7 protein-coding genes and 1 pseudogene are annotated in these 11,098 nt (G+C 63.4%); 5 read left to right on the forward strand and 3 right to left on the reverse strand.

What is annotated here, in order from left to right:
• The first annotated feature begins 256 nt into the window (after window positions 1–256).
• From istA to AWC02_RS20920, 3 genes and pseudogenes are all read left to right on the forward strand, one after another.
• Window positions 257–1,498, forward strand: coding sequence for an IS21 family transposase (gene istA, locus AWC02_RS00005; protein WP_085126069.1), 1,242 nt, complete (start codon window positions 257–259; stop codon window positions 1,496–1,498).
• A gap of 2 nt (window positions 1,499–1,500) precedes the next feature.
• Complete coding sequence (gene istB / locus AWC02_RS00010) at window positions 1,501–2,283, forward strand: IS21-like element helper ATPase IstB (protein ID WP_473086849.1); 783 nt, start codon at window positions 1,501–1,503, stop codon at window positions 2,281–2,283.
• Between the two features lie 116 nt (window positions 2,284–2,399).
• A pseudogene (locus AWC02_RS20920) lies at window positions 2,400–2,767 on the forward strand (integrase core domain-containing protein); the annotation flags it as partial.
• A gap of 21 nt (window positions 2,768–2,788) precedes the next feature.
• Here the strand turns inward: AWC02_RS20920 and AWC02_RS00020 are convergent.
• From AWC02_RS00020 to AWC02_RS00030, 3 genes are read right to left on the reverse strand one after another with little or no spacing between them, the layout of a single operon-like run.
• Complete coding sequence (locus AWC02_RS00020; protein WP_133055588.1) at window positions 2,789–3,478, reverse strand: hypothetical protein; 690 nt, start codon at window positions 3,476–3,478, stop codon at window positions 2,789–2,791.
• The gene (locus tag AWC02_RS00025) at window positions 3,448–5,481 is read right to left on the reverse strand and encodes a DEAD/DEAH box helicase (RefSeq protein WP_085126075.1); all 2,034 of its coding nucleotides are present in this window, start codon (window positions 5,479–5,481) and stop codon (window positions 3,448–3,450) included. The genes AWC02_RS00020 and AWC02_RS00025 overlap by 31 nt, the downstream gene beginning before the upstream one ends.
• Window positions 5,462–5,953, reverse strand: coding sequence for a helix-turn-helix domain-containing protein (locus tag AWC02_RS00030; RefSeq protein ID WP_085126077.1), 492 nt, complete (start codon window positions 5,951–5,953; stop codon window positions 5,462–5,464). The genes AWC02_RS00025 and AWC02_RS00030 overlap by 20 nt, the downstream gene beginning before the upstream one ends.
• 662 nt (window positions 5,954–6,615) lie before the next feature.
• On the opposite strand from AWC02_RS00030, the gene AWC02_RS00035 reads away from it, so the two are divergent.
• Window positions 6,616–9,357, forward strand: coding sequence for a hypothetical protein (locus tag AWC02_RS00035; protein ID WP_085126081.1), 2,742 nt, complete (start codon window positions 6,616–6,618; stop codon window positions 9,355–9,357).
• Complete coding sequence (locus AWC02_RS00040; RefSeq protein WP_085126079.1) at window positions 9,354–10,880, forward strand: AAA family ATPase; 1,527 nt, start codon at window positions 9,354–9,356, stop codon at window positions 10,878–10,880. The genes AWC02_RS00035 and AWC02_RS00040 overlap by 4 nt, the downstream gene beginning before the upstream one ends.
• Window positions 10,881–11,098 lie beyond the last annotated feature (218 nt).

Below are 11,098 nucleotides of genomic sequence, written 5' to 3' on the forward strand. Positions count from 1 at the left end.
GCGGGATACCTGCTTGCACGTCCCATAACTCGAATCCTCCCAAGATCGGGAGTCTCCGGACTTACCGGGACGGCTCATTCCACAAGGTACTCACTGACGTGCGGGGTGCGGCGGAGGCACGAGCGCGGGCGCTGCCGGTGGTTGGACACGTACCTGGGACGGCCGAGATCAGTCCTGAGAGTGGCTTGTTGACGACGGTTGAATTCCCGGCCAGTCGCGACGGTTGAAAAGTAGGCCACCCAATCAGATTGGATGGGTGATCTCCTTGGAAGACTGGGCTTTGATCCGGCATCTTCACCGCAGCGAGGGTTTGTCGCAGCGGGCTATTGCACGGCAGCTGAGCATCGCGCGTGACACGGTGGCCAGTGCGCTGGCCAGCGACGGGCCACCGAAGTACGAGCGGGCCTCGTCGCCGTCGGCGATCAACGAGGTGGAGCCGCGGATCCGGCTGCTGTTGTCGGCCTACCCCGCGATGCCGGCGACGGTGCTCGCCGAGCGGGTCGGGTGGACCGGCTCGATCTCCTGGTTCCGGGAGCGGGTCCGGGCGATCCGACCGGAGTACCTGCCCGCGGATCCGGTGGACCGGCTGGAGCATCCACCGGGTCGGGTGATCCAGTGCGACCTGTGGCTCCCGGCACCCAAGATCGGGGTCGGGTTCGGCCAGGAGGCGATGCTGCCGGTGCTGGTGATGGTCGCGGCGTTCTCCCGGTTCATCGCCGCGGTGATGCTGCCCTCGCGCCAAACCATGGACCTGGTGGCCGGGATGTGGCAGCTACTCTCGCAGAACTTCACCGCGGTGCCCCGCGAGCTGTGGTGGGACAACGAAGCCGGGATCGGACGCCGCGGCCGGTTGACCGATCCGGTGACCGCGCTGATGGGCACACTGGGGTCGCGGATGGTGCAACTCAAACCCTATGACCCCGAATCCAAGGGGATGGTGGAGCGAGCCAACCGATATTTAGAGACCTCGTTCCTGCCCGGGCGCACCTTCACCTCCCCGCAGGACTTCAATGATCAACTGCGAATATGGCTTCCGATTGCCAACGCGCGTCGGGTTCGCGTCCTCGATGGTCGGCCCATCGACTTCCTCGATGCCGATCGAGCCCAGATGCTGGCGCTGCCGCCGGTGCCCCCGGTCACCGAGACGGGGACCTCGGTGCGGTTGGGGCGCGACTACTACGTGCGGGTGGCCGGCAACGACTACTCCGTGGATCCGAATGCGATCGGCCAACTCGTCGACGTGACCACCACCTTGGCCCAGGTGACGGTAACCCGATCGGGACGCCTGCTGGCGGCCCACGACCGGTGCTGGGCGGTGCGACAAACCCTGACTGATCCTGCCCACGTCGTGACCGCTGCGGCTTTGCGGCGGCAGTTCCAAGCCGCCCCACCACCGGCGGCAGGTGACCAGCTGGTGCGGGACCTGGCCGACTACGACCGAGCATTCGGTGTCGACTTCACCACGAGAACAGCCACTTCCGATGGTGAGGTGGCATGAGCATGGCCGAGGACCCGATGAAGGCCGTCCTGCACTACGCCCAGGCCCTCAAAGCGCCGCGCATCCGCGAGTCCGCCGCCCGGCTGGCCGACCAAGCCCGCGACGCCGGATGGACCCATGAGGAATACCTCGCGGCGGTGCTCTCACGGGAGGTCTCGGCCCGCGAAGCCTCCGGTGCCACTACTCGCATCCGATCCGCTGGTTTTCCGACCCGCAAGTCGTTGGAGGACTTCAACTTCGATCATCAGCCCGCGCTGAACCGGGACATGATCGCCCACCTTGGCACCGGCGCGTTCCTGGCCAAGGCATCCAACGTAGTACTGCTCGGGCCACCCGGAACTGGCAAGACCCACCTCGCCATCGGATTGGCGGTCAAGGCCGCCCAGACCGGGCATCGCATCGCGTTCGCCACCGCGGTCGATTGGGTCGCCCGCCTCAAGGCCGCCCACAACGCCGGGCGACTCCCCGTCGAGCTAGCCAAGCTGCGGCGCATCGGATTGCTCGTCGTCGACGAGGTCGGCTACATCCCGTTCGAGCAGGACGCTGCGAACCTGTTCTTCCAACTGGTCTCCAGCCGCTACGAACACGCCTCGCTGATCCTGACCTCGAACCTGCCCTTCGCCCGCTGGGGCGACGTGTTCGGAGATCAAGTGGTGGCCGCGGCGATGATCGACCGAATCGTGCACCACGCCGACGTCCTGACCCTCAAAGGGTCCAGCTATCGGCTCAAGGACACCGGAATCGACACCTTGCCCTCCGCCAGAGCAGACAACACGGCACAATAACCACGACCACGTGGCCTACTTTTCACCGTCGCTTCTGGCCTAGTTTTCGACCGTCGTCAACATGGCTGGTGTTAGAAACTTCGACCATGTGAACATGGTGGTGGGACTGTCCCCAGGACCACTCTGTGGCGCTACGCGCGTCCGTCGGGACGATCGTCCATTCCGACAGGGTAGCCAGTTTCTATCACGGAAGTTCGTCCACGCACCGTCGGACAACGGGTTAGACGGATCGATGGGCCGCGTTGGGGCCTGCGGAGACAATGCCGCCATGGAGTCGTTCTTTGCCCTGCTGCAACGCAACGTCCTCGACCGCAGGCGTTGGACCACTCGAGCCGAAACTGCGCCTGGCAATCGTGACCTGGATCGAGCGGACGACCGACGCGAGCGCCAACGCGCACTCGGCAGGCTCACCCCGATAGAGTTCGAACTGCTCCACACACCCGTCGCAACCGCGCCTGAAATTCACACCCCGCGATTCAGCTGAACCAGGGGCACCCCCGACCATTCAGGGGCGGTCGTATCCGCCCGGCGGATCGAACCATTCGCGGTCCTCTAGGTGGCCGATGTAGATGTAGCGGACGGAGTCCTCAGTGGTTACTGGAGCGAAGATCTCGCAACACTCGTTTATATAGAAACGCCCACCGGACGGGCCTTTCATATCCCTGATCCAGCGCGAGGTAGTAGCTGCCCGTTCCTTTCCGACTACTTGTGAAAGCAAGAACTTCTTTTCAGTGGTGCCGTTTCGTTGCTTGTAGTAGATATCTCCGCCGTCGGCGGACAGCGTGTACCGCACTCCGGGGTGCGGCCCCGGCCACTCATCCCCCGGCTGTAGTCCCGGCGGGGCCTTCGGGCTGAGTATTGACCCGTTGAAGTCGAACTCAAGAGTGCCATCGTAGGGTTGAGCCCAGTAGCTACCGCCGCGATTGTCGGGTACTAGGACATCGCGAAACTCGTTGATGTAGAACACACCCCCGGGAACACCATTCATTTCCCGCTTAACCGCGTTGACCTTCTCGACCAACTCAGGGTGCTCGCACGTCGTTAACAATTCTTTTGTCCCGGAATCGACCTGGAACTCGAGCCTAATCTCCTCGTTTGCCGTGACCCTGTACTTCGCATCCCGGTTCACGTTAGACGGCGTGTAGCCGGTGTACCTCTGTAACGTCACCGATGCGCCCCTCTCTCTTCTGGCCATGCGAATCCGCCTTCGACAACGGCGAGGAATCTCCGGCCCGTCGCCGTCTCATACCATGCGTGCCCCAACGAGTTGACGAAGAATCGCGAGAATGAGCGGTCAAGGCATTCCCACGCGGCCAAAATCCGGCGGCCGTTTTCTTCCCCGTTTGGATCTGCCGTGCCGTGGACCTGTGCGACCTCGGACCCGCCCGGAATCTTGCGCTCGATGATGCCGCCGGCTCGTTGGGCCACCTTGAAGGTGCCGCCCTTTTTATCGGCGGGGCCCGTATAAGCATCGCCCGCCCGGAGATCGTCGACTCCGGCCGCGGCAATCTCACCGTCGGCCTGCTCCAGGACTCTGAACGGCTCGGACAACTGACCGGCGACCACGAAGGCGTGGGTGCCTTCGGGCTGCCAAACCAGCACAAGGCGATATTCAGGCGTCACCCTGAAGCGCCCCCCTGGACGGCCGCGCACTCGCTCCACCATCCGGTCGACGCCCTGCGGATTGCCGATCTGCAGTCCAGACTGGTTGTGCACCGCACCGTTAGTCTTGACTGAATATTCCTGCCCTATCAGGCACCCGGGCCACGGTGCCGGCTCATCCGGAACTTCACGGCCGAGAATGGCCCACGCCTGTTCCTCGGTGGGACGCGGCGTCCGCGGCGGCAGATCGACCGGGTCTGGCTTCAGCTCCTTACATGGCCAGCGCCAGTATCGATTCGATTCCTCACCGGTAAGGTCCGTCCAATCAGCCTTGGAGTAGATCAATTCGTCGACAGTGTCGGCAACGTAGATCAGGTGCATTGTCGACACCTTGCTCTGCCCGTCGGCTGTTACCGCCCGGCGCAGTACCCGACCAAGAGCTTGAACCCGTTGCCGCACCGCGGATGTGGAGGCGACCGAGATGCCGGTATCCGCCTGTGGAACGTCGATTCCCTCGATAAGTGACTTCACCGACACCAGGACAGGCGCATCGCCAGAAGCGAACGCACTCAACGCCTCTTTCCGGCGTCGCTCTGGCAGCTTCGAATGTTCCAGTTCAATGCGGACGTCCGGAAGGCTCTCAATCAGGGCAGCGTGCAGCTCGGAAGCCTCTTTGACTCGCTCATGGAACATGATGATGCGGGGCTGTGCGTCCTTCTGAAAAGCACCCTGCGCCAGAAGCACCGCGACTCGGTGCCGTTCGCTCGCCCGATAAAGCAAATCCTTCCGCTGTGCAGTCAGTTGGACCCATCGCCGCGCCGCTTCTCCCTTTTCGTCTCGACGCCTCGATACCGACCGCGCTCGACTCGGATCGATGCCATTGGCCTGGAGGCTGTCAGCGGCGTCGTCGACTCGCCGACTGATCGTCTCGTATTCGCGCCGTTCCTCGGCAGTGAGTTCGATGCCATGGTGGTGTAGCGCAAAGCGGGGAAGCCACCCCGCGAGTCGCGCGTCTTTGAGCGAGAATCGGTAGACAACCCCGCCGAGGGACTGACCGACCGCTTGCTCGTCATAGGACAAGGGCTCGCCATCCTCATCGAGTTCTTCTCGATCGGGTGTCGCGGAGAGCCCCAGTCGGTATCTCGCACGAGTATTCAGCACCTTGCGGTACTTCGGCGCCCCCGCTCGGTGACACTCGTCCACGATCAACATCAGTGGTTGACCCGTCTCGGCCAATGCAGGCAGTTTCAGCGACGCAGTATTAATGACAGCGACAACCGCTCGGTGTTCCTGAAACGTCGCTCGACCACCACCACCGAGCAGACCTACTTCTTCCGGCCGCAGGGACGAGTGAGTGACGAGCACTTCCCGCCACTGACGCGCGAGCGCCTCGGTAGGCACAACCACTGCGAGGCGAAGACCGCTCTCTAGCTCGGCGGCTCGCTCAACACACGCGAGAGCCATGAGGGTCTTTCCTCCCCCGGTCACGATTTCAAGCGTTCCGGTGAAAGGATGACCCTCGAACCCGTTGACCCAAGCGTCGACCGCCTGACGCTGCCAGTCGTGGAGCTCGAAGTCAGTGGTGCGGATTGTCATCGATCCCCTTCTGACTATGAAGCTCGTCGGCGACCGCCATCCGGATCTCCGTGTGAAGCCACTCACGAAGACGTGGTTCGACAGCCTGCAGCACCTGTTCCGTCAATCTAGATATGACATCGTTTTCACCCTGCGCGATTGGCCTGGTCCCGGTTGGTCTCAACGGTGCGAACGCCTGATCCGGCGAGCTAGACAGGACGGGGTAGCTGCTGTTTGACGGTTCGTCGCCGGCAGCGTTGGTTTCGATCTGCTCGGCGCGCGCGATCAGCTCCGACGGGCTGATCTCGAGAGCCGCCGCGAGCGACTGGATAGCGCGCTGCGACGGGTACTTTCCACCGTTTTCGATCTCGGAGATGTAGGGGTAACTGAGACCGGACAGGTCCTTGAGCTGCATGCGCTTCAGACCCTTCTCTGCCCTCGCAGCCGCCAGAGCCCTGCCGAAGTACTCGGCCGCGCGGTCGCCGGCAGTCACGGATTCCTCCCTTCACCCTTGCGATCGTACGCAGATTATGCATAACATATATGCCAACAGCAGATGTTACGCGATGTCAGCAGACTATTGCTTCGCTTGGAAGGAATACTACCCGCTATGCATAAAAACTTCCGCAGGCAACATCAGGGCGATCGGGCACGGCCGGGCGGCAGGGCACAGCGCCGCAAATCTCGTACCCACCGGCACCTCAACCGGTGCCCACTGGGCGGAAAGGTACGGTTCCGCGACAAGCGCGAAGCCGTGGTGGTACTGCACTCCGCTGTCGCTTCCCGTTTCCTCATGGACGCCGCAGAGTCATGCCGCCGGCAAGAGCGGCGGGTGTACGAATGCAAGGCCTGCCGTGGCTGGCACCTGACGAGTCAGGAATTGCGACACGACCGCAAGGCAAGCATGACTAGCGGGGACCGCGGAGGCCCGCAACATCGGTTGCCCGCCGATCATGCACCATGCTCCACCGGAGGCGACCTATTTGGCGCAGATCGCTTCTACTCGTCGGTTACGCCGAATATGGTGTCGTTCGGCGGCTTTGTAGGCGGCAGCCGCGTTGAGACGGTGGCTCGCGGTCGGCTGCCTCACTAAGCGAGCGAAACCGAAGCGTGGAGTTCTCGAGCGAGCCGGTACCCGAAGGCGGAGGTGAGCAGGTGGCGGTCGAAGTTGCCGGCGGCGGCTCAAGTGCCGTCGCCGCCTCATCTCACGCCGCATGCGCACGGTTCCGGGGCACCGACCCGCTGATTACCGGCTTGACGCGCCGGAGCCTAGCGGAGGAAGTCGGATTTCCCGACTCGTCCGGATCAATCCCGCAGGCACGCTGGATGCGCGCGATGACGTTCGAACGGCTCGTCCGCAACGAGAACTTTGCCGGGCGGGTCGCCACCCGCACCGTCGGCGCGCTCGGCCTCAGCCGGCCGAATGAAGTCGTCATTGTCGACGCCCGCGTCAGCATCAACTCAACCGCACAGGCCCTGGTCGACGCACACTCACGCGCGGGCAACGACGGCACCGTAACTCTCATCTTTCAGTTGGCGCTGCCGTTCGTCGGGTTCGAGGACACACGCTCTACCGACGTGAAGCCGGACTTTGCCATCGTCGCTCCCTCAGCGGATGACCCGAGCAGGTCATGGCTCGTAATCGGCGACGCGAAGGACTACGAGCGTGTGCGGTCACGCATCGACGACGCACGCATGTTGAAAGGCTTCCTCCAAGTCGCAGTCGGCGCCGAATCTGCGCGCACTTGGTCTCGGTTGCCGGACGGGATGTCCGTGCACACATTCGGCGTTCTCGCCGTGCCGCGCAACGCTTTCCTTCAACCGGAGCCGGTAGTCGAGAACTTGCATGACTACACAGAAGAGGTACGGCTCCGCATTGAGGAACGCCGACGCGAGGCACAGCTATCGGGGCATAAGGTCGGCGACGACGTCAGGGTCCTTGTAAAGCAGCTGGAAGCCACGTTCGATCCTGGTAGGTGTCCTACCTGCACGTTGTTCTCGTATTGCCGCGTCGAACTGCGCCAGTCGGGCTCGCCGAGAGACTTGCTCATCGAGATCGGTGTGCGACGCGACATGCGTCGCCAGGCGCTTGGACTCGTCGACGGCGTCTCCGAGGTTGGCCGCGTACCCGCATCGACGGCCGCGAATATAGCGGCGACCCTTGAAGGTGTCCCGCAATTCACGGGGCAACGGCGCGTAGACCAAGCTGGCGCGCCCGGCACGGTCAACGTCGTTCTTGCGAAGTCGGATGCCGCCGCGCTTGGGGTGCACGGCATCGGCGTTCAGCGCGTCACGCTGGAAGGCCGCGGCGACTGGGAGTTCACGACTTTCGACGACCCGCAGTCCTCAGACACGCGGCGGCTCGTGATGCGTCGCATCGGTTCGGCATTGAGCCGCGCGATGCGCGAGCAACGCACGGCCGCCGACGAGGGCCCACCCGGTACAACACCTGATGCCGTGCACTTGGGTGTCCCCGACCAGGCCACAGCGGACGTCCTCGTATCGATGGCGGACAACCTCGCTGGTGTCGAGCTCAGTCGTTTGCGGTGGGAGCGGGACAAGGAGCAGGGACGCCCCCCACTCACGTACGACGGAGAGCCGGCCACGCTGCCCCGTCCGATCTCGGAGTCGGAGCGCACCGCGATCGCTTTCATGCTCGAAGACGACCGCTCCCGAGCATTCAGACTGCGTTCTCCAATCATCAACGTCCGCGAAGTCCTCTCGCGACACGTGGTGGCCGGAGGACCTACAGTGAACGCGGGTCGCCTCGACTACCTCGTCGGCTGGGCGGAAGCGACCCCCGCCGACCCGATCGACCACCGCGCGTTCGCCGACGCAATCGAGGCATCCAACCACACGCCTGGCGCGCGCCTCACGAACGCAACATCCGACGCAATCCACGAAGCGCTCGTAGGTAAACGTGGCAAGCACGGTGGTGAGGGGCCAGCCGAGCCAGAACGTTACAAGACCCTGGTCGAAGAGGAATTGCAGTACAAGGCTCAGACGCTTGAGCGCGCCCTCGACGCGCTGGACGGGATCGGTTCGTCAACGCTCCGGGATGCATACCGGGCGCTCGAATCCAGTTCTCAGCAAGTCTGGCGCCGTCGACTGCAGCTGCACGCATCCGACCTGGTGCGTTTCGGCCGGACATATCGACCCTGGCGTAACTCACTCGTTGGGCTCATAGAGACCGACGGCTTGTGCGCCTCGCAGCTGCTCGCATTGTCGAATCCACAAGCTGCACACGACATGGCGTCCGACGCCGGAAATCGGTTCGTGGCATTTGCGACGGTAATTAGTGTCGAACCGCTCGTGCTCGATGTCGAATCGAGGCGAATCGTGGACGGCTCGCGTGTGGTGATGTTGACACGAAACGGAGGGGCGTGCGTCGAGGCGCCCGGCGTCTGCGTCGACGTAAAGCGCGCCCGGACCTTCAAAATTGGCGGTCTCGATATCGGCCCGCTGACCACCACGGGAGCGGAAGCGACGCACCTGCAGTGGCATCCGCAGATGGTTCCGTCTGTCGAAGCCGGGGACCGGCTCGTCATCGCGGACTTCACGTGGTTCTCCAAGCTCAAGGGCAACCGCGTGTTGTCAATAAGCAAACCGGATTCGGACACGACGTCCGCGCCAAAGCCCGACTGCGACTTCGACTCGTACGAAAGCGATCCCGAGAAACACCGATGGTGCTGTCGTTCTCACGAGCGCAGCGAGGCCGATTTCTCGGATCACATCGCGGGAAGACGTGCACGCGGTGAACTGAACCCCGAGACGTGGCCACCAGTGCGTGACGATGACGCGTTCGAAGTTTCGGCGTCCGGCGCCGCGACAGGCGACGCGTTCGCATTCGCACCGGAGCCGACACCTGCCGACCAGACCATGGATGATCTGGAGTGACGGTGGAACCAGACGAGAGCAGTCACTTCAGGGCCCCCCTGGTAATCGCGACCGGATATAGGCATCACGAAGATGCCGCGGCGCTCAACGACCGGGTATCCCACGAGGCGAGTGACGAGCTTGCGGCGATACTGTCGGGGACGTCGCCGATGGAGCGAATATTGCTGAAAGCGTCGGCTGGCGCGGGAAAATCCTACTCGCTCAAGCGGCTGGTCGTCGAGGCTACGCAGCACCGACGTTGCCAACGTGTCGCGATCACAGCGTTCACGAACAAGCAGGTGCAACCGTTAGCCGTCTCCCTGACCGAGTCACTCGGGACGGACGCCGTCGCTCTCCTCGCGAGCCAGGATGCGTTCAGCGAGCTCCCGAGCGAGGTACTAAGCGCGGTGACCGTGGTGACGTCGACGAGCCAGCTTCTGGCGGACGTGAAAGTCGTCATAGCGACAGTTGCTCGCTTCGGTGCGATCGGAGAGCTGGGGCGCCTTCGCAATCAGTTCGGCAACGCTGCCAATGGAACCGCCCCGTTCGATGTCTTGCTCGTCGACGAAGCGTGGCAGATCGCGCACCATTTGTTCGACAAGGTCACGAAGATCGCGCCGCTGTGGGTCGGTGTGGGCGACGTCGGGCAGCTGCCGCCTCTGGAGATCGGTGAGAATCCGTGGCGCGGCGATCCGGTCTACAACCCGTACCGCGCTTGGCCCACCGACTACGACGACGACCCGCGAACGTGGTCCCGAGAGCTCCCGACTGTGTGGCGTCCCTCCGCCGGCCACCTAGCACTGTGGCGTGCGTTCTACCCGGAATGGCAGACGCTCGATTGCGTGGCGGCACCGGGTGACCGTGGGGTTGACCTCGGACCCATGGAGGGAGGTGCGGCCGAAATCTGGCGGCAGGTCGGCACGGGTGTGCCGACCCTTCTGGAGATAGACGGTCTAGAGGAACCGGAGGCTGCGGATGTCGACCTGCCTCTGTTGGAATTCGTCGAGTACGTCGTTGACCAGTTCTTCGCAGCCGAAGCTTCGCTCATATCGGCGGCGTACGACGAAGCCGTGCCCGGGCGACCCACGGGGAGGTGGCTCAAGGCAAGTCCGCGAGGCGATCACCAGGATCCTCTGATCGCGATCCTCGCTACGCGCAATCAGTCCGTCGACGACGCGAAAGACGTTGTCAAACGGCTTCAGACCAAGCATCACCTGACGGAACGAGACGTCGTCGCGTCCACGGTTGACTCGTGGCAAGGCAATACGAACGGGATCACCATTGTGGTGCATCCACTGAACGGAGCAAGCGAACTCGACGCGTTCAACTCGTCCTTCGGTCGACTCGCGGTCGCTTGCACGCGGGCGACGCACGGACTGTTGATGGTGGCGCGTCCCGGGATCGACGAGCTACTGGCAGAGGCACCAGCACGACCCGGCACGCCATTCGGAGAACCCGGCACACGCCAGTTACCGCGACAGACACACGCCCGGATCCTGGCGACCTTCGCGCGTGGCGCAATTGACGTGTCGGACGGCCAGTGACCTCTGTCGGCTGCAAAAATCTCAGTTCCACGCCCGATTTCGACGAAGGAGTGCAGTGTCCCGGCTGAATGACCTGCTCAGGAAACTCGAGAGCAGCGACCCTGCGCTGGCGAAAGACTTGAGGCGCGAGGTCGACGCACTTGAGGTGAGCCCCTCGTAGTGGTCCAGTTGTTGTGCGACTCTGATGCCCGGTGTTCGGGCAGGAAGAATCAGCAACG

Origin of the sequence: Mycolicibacter engbaekii, assembly GCF_002101585.1 — a bacterium.
Lineage (GTDB): Bacteria > Actinomycetota > Actinomycetes > Mycobacteriales > Mycobacteriaceae > Mycobacterium > Mycobacterium engbaekii.

What these genes read in the sequence shown, in the direction of transcription:
- AWC02_RS00020 (WP_133055588.1), bottom strand. Translation starts at nt 3,478, where the DNA reads ATGGCCAGAAGAGAGAGGGGCGCATCGGTGACGTTACAGAGGTACACC.
- AWC02_RS00025 (WP_085126075.1), bottom strand. Translation starts at nt 5,481, where the DNA reads ATGACAATCCGCACCACTGACTTCGAGCTCCACGACTGGCAGCGTCAG.
- istB (WP_473086849.1), top strand. Translation starts at nt 1,501, where the DNA reads ATGGCCGAGGACCCGATGAAGGCCGTCCTGCACTACGCCCAGGCCCTC.